Genomic DNA, 14749 nt, shown 5'->3' with positions numbered 1-14749 from the left:
ACCCGCCCGGTCTGGCTCGACCAAGTGTTCATGCGTGAGATAAGGCACGTTTAACACCAGATTTCCCAATAGGACTAGAATGGTTAATTGGGTCAGTCGTGGCCCCGACCCCCGAGACCCAAATTCTCTAGAAGAAGTGAGCCTTTTCGCATGTCAGATACCACCATCATCGCTCGTGAAGACCTGCGCAACGTAGCCATCGTTGCGCACGTTGACCACGGCAAGACCACCCTGGTCAACGCAATGCTCCAGCAGACCGGTGCGTTCGACAGCCACGGTGAAACCGAAGACCGCGTGATGGACTCTGGCGAGCTGGAACGCGAAAAGGGCATCACCATCCTGGCCAAGAACACCACCGTGTTCTACGAGGGGCCGGCAGCCAACGGCCACAAGATGACCATGAACATCATCGACACCCCCGGCCACGCCGACTTCGGCGGTGAGGTCGAGCGCGGCCTGTCCATGGTCGACGGCGTTGTGCTGCTCGTGGATGCCTCCGAGGGCCCGCTGCCGCAGACCCGCTTCGTGCTGCGCAAGGCACTCGTTGCCAACCTGCCGGTCATCATCGTGGTGAACAAGACCGACCGTCCCGATGCCCGCATCGACGGCGTCGTCTCCGATTCCATGGACCTGCTCCTCGGCCTGGCCTCCGACCTGGCCGACGAAGCCCCGGACCTGGACCTGGACAAGATCCTGAACGTCCCGGTCGTCTTCGCCTCGGGCAAGGCCGGCTTCGCCTCGGTGAACCAGCCCGCCGACGGCACCATGCCGGACAACGAGGACCTCGAGCCGCTGTTCGAGACCATCATCAAGCACGTCCCCGCCCCGACCTACACCGAGGGCGAAGTTCTTCAGGCACACGTCACCAACCTTGACGCTTCCCCGTTCCTGGGTCGCCTGGCGCTGATGCGCATCTTCAACGGCACCTTGCGCAAGGGCCAGCAGGTTGCATGGGCCCGCCAGGACGGCGAGCTCAAGACCGTAAAGATCACCGAACTGCTGGCCACCAAGGGCCTGACCCGTGTTCCGGCCGAGTCCGCTGGACCGGGCGAGATCGTCGCAGTTGCAGGCATCGAAGACATCATGATCGGCGAGACCCTCACCGACATCGAGAACCCGAAGCCGCTGCCGCTGATCACCGTCGACCCGCCGGCCATCTCGATGACCATCGGTATCAACACCTCGCCGCTGGCCGGCAAGGTCAAGGGTGCCAAGGTCACCGCCCGCCAGGTCAAGGACCGTCTTGACAAGGAACTGATCGGCAACGTTTCGCTGAACATCCTTCCGACCGAACGTCCGGATGCCTGGGAAGTCCAGGGCCGTGGCGAATTGGCACTGGCCATCCTCGTGGAGCAGATGCGTCGCGAAGGCTTCGAGCTGACCGTCGGCAAGCCGCAGGTTGTCACCAAGATGATCGACGGCAAGCTGCACGAGCCGATGGAGCACATGACCATCGACGTGCCCGAGGAATTCCTTGGCGCCGTGACCCAGCTGATGGCTGCCCGCAAGGGCCGCATGACCAACATGGCCAACCACGGCACCGGCTGGTGCCGCATGGAGTTCATGGTTCCGGCACGTGGCCTGATCGGCTTCCGTACCCGTTTCCTCACCGACACCCGCGGTGCAGGCATTGCCGCTTCGTTGGCCGAGGGCTACGAGCCATGGGCCGGTCCGATCGAATATCGCACCAACGGTTCGATCGTGGCTGACCGCTCCGGCGTCGTCACCCCGTTCGCGATGATCAAGCTCCAGGAGCGCATGTCCTTCTTCGTGGCACCGACCTCCGAGGTCTACGAGGGCATGATCGTCGGCGAGAACTCTCGCGCAGACGACATGGACGTGAACATCACGAGGGAAAAGCAGCTCACCAACATGCGTGCAGCTTCCTCGGACACCTTCGAGAACATGACCCCGCCGCGCAACCTGACTCTCGAGGAGTCCCTCGAATTCGCCCGTGAGGACGAGTGCGTTGAGGTTACCCCGGAGGCAATCCGTATCCGTAAGCTCATCCTGAACGCCGGCGACCGCGCCAAGTCCAACCGTGCCCGGGCCAAGAACTAATCAGGCACCAGGCTCCGTAGCCACCACCGTGTACAGCGTCTTGGCCGCATTTGCGGCCGGGGCGCTGGCCGCGGTGGTGGGTACTATCCTTCACGCGTCGATTAGCTACGCCGGGGACGTCCCGATTCCCTGGGGCGCCTCCCTGGCTCTGCTGCTGACCGGGGCCCTGACCTACTGGGTGGGGCTGCTGCGCGGCAAGCTGTGGGTCAGCGCCCTCGCCGGCTTGGCGACGTACGTGTTCGTGGCATTGATCGCGACCGACTCGAACAACCAGATGATCGTCTCGACCCAGTACTTCGAGATGCTGCCGGGCCCGGCACTGGCCGGCGGCATTTGGGTGTACGGCATCATCGTGCCTGTCATCGTTGCGATCCTGTTGGCTTCCCGGCATTTGCGCAACGCTGCCCGGTCGCGCGGCTGAGGCCCGGATTGGGACTGTCCGCAGCGCAATAAAACGCAATAACGGATTACATCAGGCAAGGCCCCCGCAGTTCTGCGGGGGCCTTGCCTGATCTCCGGGACCTATGCGGTGCGGGGCTCGGACTTGGTTGACTTCATATCCAGGTGATGTGCCAGGAAGAGGGAGGTGGCCACCCCGTCGAACTCGGCATCGCGCATGGCGTAGTCCTCGATGACGGCGTGGATGCGCGACATCATCTCCTTCTGCGTGGCCTCGCTGAGCTTCAGGCCCACGCGCATGACCTGGATTTCCTGCGGAGCCAGGCCGTCGATTTCCTGCAGGAACGTGTCGACGAGCAGGGGTGCGGCGTCCGGCAGCTTGGTGCCCCACGAGAGTTTCGTGCTGCGGTAGGGCACTTCCTTGGCCCCTCGGTTGCCCCGGCGCGTCTCTTCGGCTGCGAGGAACCCGTTGGAGAGCAGGGTTCGCACATGGTGGAGCGAGGTCGCCGGATTGATGTCCAGCATGTCCGCTATTTCCTTGTTGGTACGCGATTCGTGCAAGCAAAGTCGCAGGATGCGAAGGCGGAGCGGGGAGCTCAACGCCCTGGCACGGGCCTGTACCTCTTCATCAGTGGCCATGTTTTTAGCATACGGGAAATCACGCCACTGATTGAAACTTTCAAATCGGTCGGCGTGTGGCTGGCGGCCGTGCGCGTCAGCCGCGCTGCCGCCGGGGCGGCGGGGGAGGGACGGCCTTGGCGTGGGTGATTCCGGCGCGGTCGATGTGCACCAGTCCGCCGCGGGTCTCGATGAGCACCTGGGTCTCGGTCACCGAGCGCACGTGGCCCAGCGCGTCGGTGAATTGCTCTCCGGCGTTTCCCCGCTCGTCGGGTGCCAGGCGATAGCGAATGACCACGCGGGCGCCGACCTGGATCGTGGAAAGGAAATCCGGACTCATGTCTCGAGTCTAGGCCGGGATGCACCCCGGGACGGCCCCTCCGGCCTTGATGTGTCCGAGGCCACATTCGGGTCCCCGGGCGCTGTTCGACGGGGCAAAGCGGCCCCAACGGTACTAAGCTATTGGAGAGCATGCATAGCCGCGTGCCGCATGACCAAACAGTTCATGATTCGTTGTAAAGGAAGGCCCCGGGTACCGTGACCTACATCATCGCCCAGCCGTGCGTCGACGTCAAAGACAAGGCGTGCATCGAGGAATGCCCCGTGGATTGCATCTACGAGGGCGAACGCTCGCTGTACATCCACCCCGACGAATGCGTTGACTGCGGCGCCTGCGAACCGGTGTGCCCGGTGGAGGCCATTTACTACGAGGACGACGTCCCGGACCAGTGGGCCGACTACTACAAGGCCAATGTGGAGTTCTTCGACGAGGTCGGTTCCCCCGGCGGCGCGGCCAAGCTCGGCAACATGGGCATTGACCACCCGATCATCTCCGCCCTCCCGCCCCAAATCCAGGACTGACCGCCGCCACCATGCTGACGCTTCCTGACTACCCCTGGAATGCCCTTGCCCCGTACGCGGCCCGCGCCGCCGAGCACGAGGGCGGGGCCGTGAACCTCTCCATCGGCACCCCCGTTGATCCGACCCCCGAGGTGATCACCCAGGCCTTGCGCGAGGGCGCAAATGCCCCGGGCTACCCGACCACCCATGGCACGGTTCAGCTGCGCGAGGCCATCGTGCATTGGTTTGCCCGCCGGCGCGACGTGCGTGGCCTGGCCGCCGACGACGTCATGCCGACCGTCGGCTCCAAGGAGCTGGTGGCCTGGCTGCCGCTGCTGCTGGGCCTGGGTGCCGGCGACCTGGTGGTCCGCCCGCTCGTCGCCTACCCCACCTACGACATCGGCGCGCAGCTCGCAGGGGCCGACTCGATCGCCGCGGATTCGCTGGAGGACCTCTCCGAGGCCGACCGCGCGCGCGTGAAACTGGTGTGGGTCAACTCGCCGGGCAACCCCACGGGCATCGTCCGCGGTGTTGCGGAACTGAAGGCGCTCGTCGATGACGCTCGCTCGCTGGGCGCGGTGGTGGCCTCGGATGAATGTTACGCCGAACTCGGCTGGGGCGAACACGAGTCGGGCGTTCTGAGCGTCCTTCACGAATCCGTCTGCGGCGGGGACTTCACCGACCTGCTGAGTGTGTACTCGTTGTCCAAGCAGTCGAACATCGCCGGCTACCGGGCCGCCTTCGTGGCCGGGGCCCCGAACCTGATGCCCGCGCTGGTCAACAACCGCAAGCACGCGGGAATGATCGTGCCGGCTCCGGTGCAGTCCGCCATGATTGCGGCACTGAACGACGACGACCATGTCAGGACACAAAAAGATCTTTACCGGGCACGCCGCGAGGCGCTCGTCCCGGCACTCGGGGCATTCGGTTTGCGCATCGTTGACTCGGTCGGCGGGCTGTACCTGTGGTGCACCGCGGACGAGGACTGCTGGACCACCCTCGGTCGGCTTGCCGAGCTGGGCATCGTGGCCGGTCCCGGCGCGTTCTACGGGACCGCCGGGGAGAACTTCGTGAGGATCGCGCTGACCGCCAGCGACGAGCGCATTGCAAGCGCCGTCGAGCGGTTGAATGCGGCAGCCTGAAAGACAAGCGTGACCAACCAATTGGTGCCAATCGCCTACTAAAAGGTAGCGTGACAGTGATTACTGACCATCGGATTCATCTGCATTCCGGTTAGGAGAGACAATGACGGATAACAATTCTGCTCAGCTCAGCTTCGGCGGCAACAACATCGAACTCCCTGTTGTGCCCGCGGTAGAAGGCAACAATGGCTTTAACATCGCACCCCTGTTGAAGGCGACAGGTGGCGTGACATACGACCCCGGCTTCATGAACACTGCGGCAACCAAGTCCGCAATCACCTTTATCGACGGCGACGCGGGCATCCTGCGCTACCGCGGCTACCCGATCGAGCAGCTCGCCGAGAAGTCCAGCTTCCTGGAGACCAGCTACCTGCTGATCTACGGCAACCTGCCCTCGGCCACCGAGTTGGAAAACTTTGACCAGAAGATTCGCCGGCACACCCTGCTGCACGAGGAGCTCAAGGGCTTCTTCGGCGGCTTCCCGCGCGACGCGCACCCGATGCCGGTGCTGTCCTCGGCCGTGTCAGCGCTGTCCACCTGGTACCAGGATTCGCTGGACCCGTTCAACGAGGAGCAGGTCGAGCTCTCGACCATCCGCCTGTTGGCCAAGATGCCGGTGCTTGCAGCCTACGCGCACAAGAAGTCCATCGGCCAGGCACTGCTGTACCCGGACAACTCGATGAACCTGGTCGAGAACTTCATGCGCCTGAGCTTCGGCCTGGCCGCCGAACCGTATGACATGGACCCGGTCATGGTCAAGGCCCTTGACCAGCTGCTGATCCTGCACGCGGACCACGAGCAGAACTGTTCCACCTCCACGGTGCGCCTGGTCGGTTCCTCCAACGCGAACATGTTCGCCTCGGTCTCCGCCGGCATCAACGCCCTCTTCGGCCCCGCCCACGGCGGCGCCAACGAGGCGGTGCTGAAGATGCTGCGCCAGATCCAGTCCGACGGACTGAAGCCCGCGGACTTCATGGAGAAGGTCAAGAACAAGGAAGACGGCGTCCGCCTCATGGGATTCGGGCACCGTGTCTACAAGAACTACGATCCGCGCGCCAAGATCATCAAGAACACGGCCCACGAGATCCTGGGCAAGCTCGGCGGCAACGACGAGCTGCTGGACATCGCGATGTCCCTCGAAGAGCGCGCACTGAACGATGACTACTTCATCTCGCGCAAGCTCTACCCGAACGTCGACTTCTACACCGGCCTGATCTACAAGGCCATGGGCTTCCCGGAGAAGATGTTCACCGTGCTCTTCGCCATCGGCCGCCTGCCGGGCTGGATTGCCCAGTGGCGCGAAATGATCCAGGACCCGGAAATGAAGATCGGGCGTCCGCGCCAGCTCTACATCGGCGAGTCCGAGCGCAGCTACCCGAACAACTAGGGACGTCCGGCAGGCGTCGCAGGGAGTCATTCCCGCGGCCCTCGGCCGGCAGCATTGCATCCCCGGGGGTCGGTGCCGTCGCAGGAGTAAATCTCCTTCGACGGCACCGACCCCTTTTGCATGCGCGGCCGGCTGCATCAGGTCTCCTGAATTTCGGGGCAAACCTGCGATTCCGGGCTTATCCTAGAGATAGGCGAGCGATTTCAAGGAAACGGGTGTGCACACATGGTGCTGGAGTCTGGTTCGGGTTGGAAGGTTTCGGCGGATATCGACAAGGAGATGTTGCTGGCGCTGTATTTCCGGGATCTGGCGGCCATCGAGCCCGTGGATGCCATGTTCCTCGCGCCGCTGACTCCCCGGGTCAAGCCGGCCGCCGCACGCGAGGGAGCGGTGATTGCCGCCGGCGAGCTGCGCCAGGAATGGCAGAGCTGGTGGGAGAGGATCCTTGCCGATGACCATCCGACCATCGACATCGACGCGGAACCGGATTTTGCGGGCTTCTCCGATTCGCCGAGCCTGCAGCACCTTCTGCGGGCCCACTACGGCAATGCCTACACCTGGACGCAGAACCGGCTGGGGGAGTACCGGGAATACTGCCAGGACAATACAAAGGAGCGGCTGGCGCTGCTGGCCCATCTCTTTGCCGAACGCGAGCTGGAGGGCAGGAACGTCGATGACCTGCACCTGAAGCTGGTCGAGCTTCCGCTGTCCGAACGCCGTGCCTGGTTCGTGGAACCGAACACGGTGATCCTGAGCCAGGAACTGATGCGGGACGCGACGCTTTTCCGCAGCTACCTGCAGCCCATCATCGAACTGATGACCTAGGCGCGCAGGCTGGGCGTCATTTCGGGGAACCGGCCAGGGAGATGATGACGTACCCGTCGGTGGTTGCCGCCGGCACCCAGCGGCCCTCGGCGCGGTTCCACACGAGCCCGGCGTAGGAGACCGACTCGATGTTGTGCTTCTGCGCGTTGGCCACTGCCCACTGGGCGGTGGCCCAGCCCTGTTGCCCGCGCACCGGAATCCGCACGTTGTTTCCGGACGGCTCGTCGGCATCCTTGCCGGTGGCCGCCAACAGGTCGGCCGCCACCGACTTCGCCGAGCCGGCGGCCTCCGCCGGGCGCAGCGTGCAATTGAGCGTCGAGGGGGAGGCCCCTGTCAGTGCCGAAGCAAAGGCACTGGCCTTCTCCTCGTGCTGGGCGTAGGCCCCGGGGTAGGCCGAGCGCTGCACCTTTTGCGCCGCATCGGTCAGTGCCATGGACTGGTAGTCGAAGGTCTCCAGCTCCTGGAAAAAGCGGTTCGCCGCATAGACCGGATCCTGGACCTGCGCCTCGGTGCCCCAGCCCATGGACGGACGCTGCTGGAACAGGCCCTTGGAGTCGGGGCCGGCGTTGTCGCCGTAGTCGATGTTGGTGAGCTTGGATTCCTGGATGGCGGTGGCGATCCCGATGGTGGCGGCCCGCGTGGGCATGCCGCGCTTGCCGGCGACCCCGGCAATCACCGCGGCATTCGACGCCTGGTCGGGGGTCAGGGTGTGCAGCGTGGAACCCACCAGGGCGGTGCATTTCTGGCGCACCACCGTGGCATCGATCCCGATGAAGTTCACCGCTGCGTAGAGCCCACCCGCGATGAGCCCCAAGGCAAGCACCAGGGCCAGCAGGGTGCGGCCCCAGCGTCGGGGCCCGCGGTGCCGGCCGTGGTGCTGCTCGGCGCCCCGCGAGTCCAACGCGAGAACGCGTTGGTGTGCGTTAGTTGGCATGCAGGACGCTGTTCAATTCGACGTGTTGGCCGGCGCGCGGCAGTGCCTCCACGGCGCCGGTAAGGGAGTTGCGGCGGAAGAGCAGGTTGGAGACGCCGGAGAGTTCCGAGGCCTTGACCACCGCGTCCCCGAGCTGGACGCGGGTCCCGGCGGTGACGTACAGCCCGGCCTCGACGACCGAGTCGTCCCCGATGGAAATGCCCACGCCGGAGTTGGCGCCCAGCAGCACGCGTTCGCCGATGACGATCTTTTCCTTGCCGCCGCCGGAGAGGGTGCCCATGATGGAGGCGCCGCCGCCCACGTCCGAGCCGTTGCCCACCACGACCGAGGCGGAGATCCGGCCCTCGACCATGGAGGCGCCCAGGGTGCCGGCGTTGAAGTTCACGAAGCCCTCGTGCATGACGGTGGTGCCGGGGGCCAGGTGGGCACCGAGGCGGACGCGGCCGCCGTCGGCAACGCGCACGCCGGCGGGAACGACGTAGTCGAGCATGCGCGGGAACTTGTCGACCCCGTACACGGTCAGCGCCCCGCGGGAGCGCAAGCGCAGGCGGGTGCGCTCGAAGTCGGCCACGGCGCAGGGCCCGAAGTTCGTCCACACCACGTTCTGTAGCAGGCCAAAGGCCCCCTCGAGGTTGACGTTGTTCGGGGTCACCAGGCGGTGGGAGAGCAGGTGCAGGCGCAGCCAGACGTCCGCGGTGTCGGCGGGGGCGACGTCGAGGTTGATCTCCAGGGCGATGACCGCCTGGGTCGTGCCGCGCTCGGCGTCGTCGCGGGCGGCGGCGGCCAGGTCGCCGGAGATCTGTGCCGCGTCGTCCAGCTCGCCCATGACGGGCGCGGGGAACCAGGCGTCCAGAACCGCGCCGTCGGCGGCATAGGTGGCCAGGCCGTGGGCCGAGGCGATCCTGAGGTCTTGCGCGGAAGCGGGCGTTGCGTTGGTGTCTACCGAAGTCATGAATCAATCCTAGCGCGGGCACCGTACTAACCTTGGAATGTGCACAGCAAACCCAGCCCCGAGTACCCCGCCGTCCCCGCCACGCCCATCGACCTGGACCTGCATGGGGACGTTGCCGACCTGACCGCCCGCCTGATGGACATCGAGTCCGTTTCCGGCAACGAAACCGCACTGGCCGATGCCGTCGAAGCCGCGCTGCGCAGGGTTCCGGGCCTGTCGCTGCACCGTGACGGGGACGCGATCGTGGCCCGCACGATGCTGGGCCGCGCCGAACGGGTGATCCTGGCCGGGCACCTGGACACCGTGCCGCTGCCCACGACCCCCGGTGCCCGGGGAACCGTGCCGGTGAGCTGGGACGGGGAGACGCTTTACGGCCGCGGGGCGACCGACATGAAGGGCGGGGTGGCGGTCCAGCTTGCCCTGGCCGCGACGCTGGCGGACCCGAACCGCGACGTCACCTACATCTTCTACGACCACGAGGAAGTCGAGGGCTCGAAGTCGGGCCTCGGCCGGCTCTTCCGCAACAGCCCGGAATTGCTTGGCGGCGACTTTGCTATCCTGCTCGAACCCACCAACGGCACGGTGGAGGGTGGGTGCAACGGCACCAGCCGCTACAAGGTGCGCACCCGCGGCGTCGCAGCCCACTCGGCCCGCGCCTGGATGGGCGAAAACGCCATCCACGCCGCCGCGCCGATCCTGGCGATCCTGGCCGACTACGAACCGCGGACCGTGGACGTTGACGGACTGGAATACCGCGAGTCGCTCAACGCCGTGCGGATCAACGGTGGCATTGCCGGGAACGTGATCCCGGACTACTGCGAGGTCGAGGTCAACTACCGCTTCGCGCCGGACAAGGACGTGGCGGCCGCCGAGGCCCACGTCTTCGAGCTCTTCAAGGGCTTCGAGATCGTTCGCACCGACGGCGCCCCGGGTGCCAGGCCCGGGCTGCGCCATCCGGCGGCGGCCTCCTTCGTCGCGGCGGTGGGACAGACGCCGAAGCCGAAGTTCGGCTGGACCGATGTGGCGCGGTTCTCCGAGCTGGGCATCCCGGCGGTGAACTTCGGGCCGGGCGATGCGCTGCTGGCCCATTCGGACGACGAACATGTCACCCGCACCGCCATCCACGACTGCCTGGGCGCCCTGCGCCGCTGGCTGGGCGGGGAACCCTCCGCCCTCCCCGGCGGCGGAGCCTAGCCGCGGGGCCTTCGGGCCGTGCCGCCAACGCGCAAGGGCCGGGCCGCGGTCGGTTCTCGTGGAAAACGAGAGCGACTGCGGCCCGGCCCCTAAACGTGCCGTGCGCGGGGCCGAGGCACCCGCAGCGGATCAGGTGGCGGATCCTCCGGGCAGCTTGGTGTTGAGGTCCGCGACCACGACGGGCACCGCCGGGTCCTGGGGCTTGCCCGCGCTGATGCCGCGGCTGCTCAGGCGACGGGCGACAACGGAGGCCAGCTTCGAGAGCGCGAAGTTGATCAGGATGAAGATGGCTGCGGCGACAACGAGTCCCTGCAGCACATTCGCGTTGCCGGTGCCGATGAGCTTGGCGTTGAAGAGCAGCTCGTTGAAGTTGATGATGTACCCCAGCGCGGAGTCCTTCAAGATGACCACGAACTGGCCGATCAGTGCCGGCAGCATGGCAATCAGTGCCTGCGGGATCTCGACGTTGCGCAGCGACTGCCCCCGCGTCAGGCCGATGGCAATGCCCGCCTCGCGCTGGCCCTTGGGCAGGCCGAAGACGCCTGAGCGGATGAGTTCCGCGACGATCGAGCCGTTGTAGAGGGTCAGGCCCACGACGACCGCGACGAACGGCGAATCGCTGGGGGCCACCATCCCGGAGCGCGCCAGGATGATCCAGAGGAAGATCATCATCAGCAGCACCGGCACCGCGCGGAAGAACTCCACGACGATCGAGCTGATCCAGTTGACCACCTTGTTGGTGGACAGCCGTCCGATGCCGAAGATGAAGCCGAAGAGCATCGAGGTGACGATCGCGACGGCAGCCGCCCGCAGCGTGTTCAACAGGCCCGGGAGCAGGTAGTTCTCCCAAATGGAGCCCTTGCCGAAGACCGACCACTTCTCTGCGGTCAGCTGTCCGGCATCGTTCAGGACCTTGTAGAGGTAGTAGACCAGGGCAAGGGCCAGCAGCACGCCGATGACGTTGATGACGACGACGCGGCGCCGCGCCTTGGGCCCGGGGGCGTCAAAGAGTACGGACTCGGAGACTTTCATCGTGCCACCGCCAACTTCTTGGATAGGTACGTGGTGAGCAGGCCGACGGGGATCACGACGATCACGAAGAACACGGCGATGGTGAGGAAGATCAGGATTCCCACATCGGCGCGGAACTCAAGCATGGTCTTCATGAGGCCCGAGATCTCGGCCACCGAACCGGCCACGGCGACGGTGGTGTTCTTGATCAGCGCGATCAGGACGTTGCCCAGCGGGGCAATGGCTCCGCGGAAGGCCTGCGGCAGGATGACCAGTCGGGCGGCGGGCATGAAGCTCAACCCGATGGCGCGGGCCGCCTCGGCCTGTCCCAGGGGGACGGTGTTGACGCCCGAACGGATGGCCTCGCACACGAATGCGGAATGGTAGATCGTCAATCCGAGGATCGCGATCTGGAAGAAGTTGAGATTGAAATCCGAGCTGAACTGAACCTGGAACACGCCGAACAACACCAGCACGCCAAAGGCCATGATGATGGTCAGCGGGGTGTTTCGGAAAATGTTCACGTACGAGGTGCCGAAGGCACGGAAGCTGGGCACCGGCGAAATTCGCATCAGAGCCAGGATCGTGCCCAGGACCAACGACCCGATGGCTGCCCAAAAGGTCAGCTGCAGGTTGCCCCAGAAGGCGGACACCATTTGTCCGCCGTATTCATCCCACAGGGAAAGGTAGCCTTGCATGGCTTACTCCTTTAGGGTGCGATTGGTTCGGGACCCACCCAGCGCGGATCGCGCGCCGGATGGGTCCCATGGAGAAACGGTCAGCGGCTAGGCGCAGGCCTCGGGCTTCGGGGGGTTCAGCTTCGCATTGGGCGAGTAACCGGTGCCCTCGGTGTTTGCCTGGAGCGCCTTCTCCCATTCGCCGGAGTCGATCATCTTCGTGATAGCCGTGTTGATGTCGGCGCAGGTGGTGGCGTCCTTGCTCAGGCCAACCCCGTACTTCTCCTCGGAGAACGTGTTGCCCACGACCTTGAACTTGCCCTTGTTGGCCTCGGTTGCAGCCAGGCCGGCCAGGATGATGTCATCGGTGGTGACCGCGTCGATGCCGCCGGTTTCCAGCAGACCCAGGCAGTCGGCGTAGCCGCCCTGCTCAACCAGGCTCACGCCGGGGTAGGAATCGGAAACCTTCTTGGCCGACGTCGATCCTGTCACGGAGCAAAGCTTCTTGCCGGTCAGGGTTTCCGGGCCGGTGATGGAGGTGTCGTCCTGGCGGACCAACAGGTCCTGGCCGGCAACGAAGTACGGTCCGGCGAAGGCGACGCGCTCCTTGCGGGTGTCGGTGATCGAGTAGGTCGCGAAGATCATGTCGACCTGCTTTGTCTCGAGCAGGGTTTCGCGGTTGGCCGACGGTGCCGAGACCCATTCGATCTTGTCCTCGGCGAAGCCGAGTTCCTTCGCCACGTACTTGGCAACATCGACGTCGAAGCCCTTGTACGCTTCGCCGTCCTTGAACCCGAGTCCTGGCTGGTCGAACTTGATGCCGATCTTGACCGTGTCGCCGTCACCGGCATCGCCTCCGGACCCGCCGCAGCCGGTCAGGGCCAGGGCCGCGGCTGCTGCCATGGCTGCTACTGCTGAAATGCGAGACTTACGCATCGTTTCTCCTTGTTGTGATCAAGGATGAGAGCGAGTTTCTCATCCATCGAACTAAGAACGTCGTGAAATGGCTTTAGTGGGTGATGAGCTTGCCGAGGAAATCCTTGGCCCGCGCGCTCTGGGGGTTGGTGAAGAACTGCTCGGGCGTGGATTCCTCGACGATCTGGCCGCCGTCCATGAAAATCACGCGGTCGGCGGCCTTGCGGGCGAAGCCCATTTCGTGTGTCACCACGATCATGGTCATGCCCTCCTTGGCCAGGCCGATCATGGTGTCGAGGACCTCGTTGATCATTTCGGGGTCCAGTGCGGAGGTCGGCTCGTCAAAGAGCATGACCTTCGGACGCATGGCCAGGGCACGGGCGATGGCCACGCGCTGCTGCTGCCCGCCGGAGAGCTGTGCCGGTAGCTTGTCCTTCTGGTTGGCAACGCCAACACGTTCCAGCAGGGACATGGCGAGCTTGTCGGCCTCGGCCTTCTTCATGCCCTTGGCCTTGATCGGGCCAAGGGTGACGTTCTCCAGAATGGATTTGTGCGCGAAGAGATTAAATGACTGGAAAACCATGCCGACATCGGCACGGAGTTTGGCCAGCATTTTGCCTTCCTCGGGCAACACCTTCCCATCGATTTCGATGGTTCCGGTGTCGATGGTTTCGAGGCGGTTGATGGTGCGGCATAGGGTCGATTTGCCCGAGCCGGATGGGCCCAGAACGACGACGACCTCACCCTTGCTGACTTCAAGGTTGATGTTCTGTAGAACATGGAGTTGGCCATAGTGCTTGTTCACCGCGGAGAGCCTGACGATGGGAGTCAGGTCCGACTTAGCGCTATTCGAGTGGGAATCAGTGCTCATGACAAGAACCCTATCCGAAGTGACGCGCTTCACGACCATAATTTGAACAGCCGATGCCAAATCTTTGCCTAATTGCGCCACGACGCGGCCAGTCGGACGCGGTATTGCCGTTACAGTGGAGGGCATGCATCGCCAGAATTCGCACTCCAAGAACTTTGATTCACTGCCCGACCCGGCGCGCCGAAAAGGCTCGGTGGTGTTGCGCCGCTCGCAGGCCAAGACCGAGCAGTCCGACGCCTATCTGCTCGATACGCGCGAGGACGAGGATTTCACCCATTCGGATCCGTGGCGCGTCCTGCGCATCCAGAGCGAATTCGTTGAAGGATTTGGTGCCCTTGCCGGTCTGGGTCCGGCCATCAGTGTGTTCGGTTCGGCTCGTACCCCGCGCGGATCCGAACGTTATATACAGGCCGAGAAGATCGGCGAGCTGATTGCCGCCGCAGGGGTGGCCGTGATCACCGGTGGTGGTCCCGGGGCCATGGAGGCCGCGAACAAGGGGGCTGTGGCTGCCGGGGGCATCTCGGTCGGATTGGGCATCGAGCTCCCATTCGAAACCGGACTCAACGAGTGGGTGGACCTGGGGATCAATTTCCGCTACTTCTTCGCCAGAAAAACAATGTTCGTCAAGTACTCCCAGGGCTTTATTGTTTTGCCCGGTGGATACGGAACCTTGGATGAACTCTTTGAGGCGCTGACCCTCGTGCAAACGGAAAAGGTCACAGGATTCCCCATTGTTTTGGTCGGCATCGCGTATTGGAGCCCGCTTCTAGAATGGCTTCGAAACACCGTTGCCGTGGACGGTGCAATTTCCGTTTCGGATCTCGACTTGATTCACGTGACGGACGATATCGAAGAAGCCGTGGATATTGTCGTCAATTCAGCCAGGCCCAATGGCTTTGTCGTGGCTGAATAAATTCCCGATA

16 protein-coding genes are annotated in these 14749 nt (G+C 64.4%); 8 read left to right on the top strand and 8 right to left on the bottom strand.

Annotated elements, in window-relative coordinates; translation table 11 throughout:
* The first annotated feature begins 150 nt into the window (after window positions 1–150).
* Window positions 151–2061, top strand: coding sequence for a translational GTPase TypA (gene typA / locus AC6CHY_RS04020; protein WP_217389042.1), 1911 nt, complete (start codon window positions 151–153; stop codon window positions 2059–2061).
* A 28-nt stretch (window positions 2062–2089) separates the two neighbouring features.
* Window positions 2090–2482 carry a hypothetical protein gene (locus tag AC6CHY_RS04015; protein ID WP_498225585.1) on the top strand — a complete coding sequence of 131 codons (393 nt, stop codon included), beginning with the start codon at window positions 2090–2092 and terminating at the stop codon, window positions 2480–2482.
* A 101-nt stretch (window positions 2483–2583) separates the two neighbouring features.
* Here the strand turns inward: AC6CHY_RS04015 and AC6CHY_RS04010 are convergent, their stop codons facing one another.
* Both AC6CHY_RS04010 and AC6CHY_RS04005 read right to left on the bottom strand, forming a co-directional pair.
* Entirely contained in the window at window positions 2584–3099 is a 516-nt protein-coding gene (locus AC6CHY_RS04010) for a helix-turn-helix domain-containing protein (RefSeq protein WP_498225584.1), read from the bottom strand.
* Between the two features lie 76 nt (window positions 3100–3175).
* Window positions 3176–3418 (bottom strand): putative acetyltransferase, encoded by a 243-nt coding sequence (locus AC6CHY_RS04005; RefSeq protein WP_254456084.1) that lies wholly within the window; start codon window positions 3416–3418, stop codon window positions 3176–3178.
* A gap of 197 nt (window positions 3419–3615) precedes the next feature.
* Between AC6CHY_RS04005 and fdxA the strand changes: the two genes are divergently transcribed.
* The 4 genes from fdxA to AC6CHY_RS03985 all read left to right on the top strand — a co-directional run bounded on the left by fdxA (window position 3616) and on the right by AC6CHY_RS03985 (window position 7272).
* Window positions 3616–3939, top strand: a complete 324-nt coding sequence (fdxA, locus tag AC6CHY_RS04000) for a ferredoxin (RefSeq protein ID WP_217389045.1) — start codon at window positions 3616–3618, stop codon at window positions 3937–3939.
* An 11-nt stretch (window positions 3940–3950) separates the two neighbouring features.
* On the top strand, window positions 3951–5060 hold the full coding sequence (gene dapC, locus AC6CHY_RS03995; protein ID WP_498225582.1) for a succinyldiaminopimelate transaminase: 1110 nt from the start codon (window positions 3951–3953) through the stop codon (window positions 5058–5060).
* 103 nt (window positions 5061–5163) lie between these two features.
* Window positions 5164–6447, top strand: coding sequence for a citrate synthase (locus AC6CHY_RS03990; RefSeq protein WP_217389047.1), 1284 nt, complete (start codon window positions 5164–5166; stop codon window positions 6445–6447).
* A 225-nt stretch (window positions 6448–6672) separates the two neighbouring features.
* A complete protein-coding gene (locus tag AC6CHY_RS03985; RefSeq protein ID WP_217389048.1) occupies window positions 6673–7272 on the top strand; it encodes a hypothetical protein in 600 nt (199 codons plus the stop codon).
* 16 nt (window positions 7273–7288) lie between these two features.
* On the opposite strand, the gene AC6CHY_RS03980 is transcribed toward AC6CHY_RS03985, so the two are convergent.
* A complete protein-coding gene (locus AC6CHY_RS03980; RefSeq protein ID WP_498225579.1) occupies window positions 7289–8206 on the bottom strand; it encodes a hypothetical protein in 918 nt (305 codons plus the stop codon).
* Window positions 8196–9158: a 2,3,4,5-tetrahydropyridine-2,6-dicarboxylate N-succinyltransferase gene (dapD, locus tag AC6CHY_RS03975; protein WP_217389049.1), complete on the bottom strand. Its 963-nt coding sequence runs from the start codon at window positions 9156–9158 to the stop codon at window positions 8196–8198. The genes AC6CHY_RS03980 and dapD overlap by 11 nt, the downstream gene beginning before the upstream one ends.
* Before the next feature lie 39 nt (window positions 9159–9197).
* Here dapD and dapE point away from each other — a divergent pair, with 39 nt between their 5' ends.
* The gene (gene dapE / locus AC6CHY_RS03970) at window positions 9198–10352 is read left to right on the top strand and encodes a succinyl-diaminopimelate desuccinylase (protein ID WP_217389050.1); all 1155 of its coding nucleotides are present in this window, start codon (window positions 9198–9200) and stop codon (window positions 10350–10352) included.
* A gap of 129 nt (window positions 10353–10481) precedes the next feature.
* On the opposite strand, the gene AC6CHY_RS03965 is transcribed toward dapE, so the two are convergent.
* From AC6CHY_RS03965 to AC6CHY_RS03950, 4 genes are all read right to left on the bottom strand, one after another.
* Window positions 10482–11384: an amino acid ABC transporter permease gene (locus AC6CHY_RS03965; protein ID WP_217389051.1), complete on the bottom strand. Its 903-nt coding sequence runs from the start codon at window positions 11382–11384 to the stop codon at window positions 10482–10484.
* On the bottom strand, window positions 11381–12061 hold the full coding sequence (locus AC6CHY_RS03960) for an amino acid ABC transporter permease (protein WP_217389052.1): 681 nt from the start codon (window positions 12059–12061) through the stop codon (window positions 11381–11383). The genes AC6CHY_RS03965 and AC6CHY_RS03960 overlap by 4 nt, the downstream gene beginning before the upstream one ends.
* A gap of 87 nt (window positions 12062–12148) precedes the next feature.
* Window positions 12149–12976 (bottom strand): glutamate ABC transporter substrate-binding protein, encoded by an 828-nt coding sequence (locus AC6CHY_RS03955; RefSeq protein ID WP_217389053.1) that lies wholly within the window; start codon window positions 12974–12976, stop codon window positions 12149–12151.
* A gap of 73 nt (window positions 12977–13049) precedes the next feature.
* Entirely contained in the window at window positions 13050–13826 is a 777-nt protein-coding gene (locus AC6CHY_RS03950) for an amino acid ABC transporter ATP-binding protein (RefSeq protein WP_254456086.1), read from the bottom strand.
* A 124-nt stretch (window positions 13827–13950) separates the two neighbouring features.
* On the opposite strand from AC6CHY_RS03950, the gene AC6CHY_RS03945 reads away from it, so the two are divergent.
* A complete protein-coding gene (locus AC6CHY_RS03945; RefSeq protein WP_217389054.1) occupies window positions 13951–14739 on the top strand; it encodes an LOG family protein in 789 nt (262 codons plus the stop codon).
* Window positions 14740–14749: the final 10 nt, after the last annotated feature.

It is taken from the genome of Paeniglutamicibacter sp. GQ140 (genome assembly GCF_059759235.1).
The sequence above is the reverse complement of the archived record's forward strand: the minus strand, read 5'-3'. Positions and strand labels throughout refer to the sequence as shown.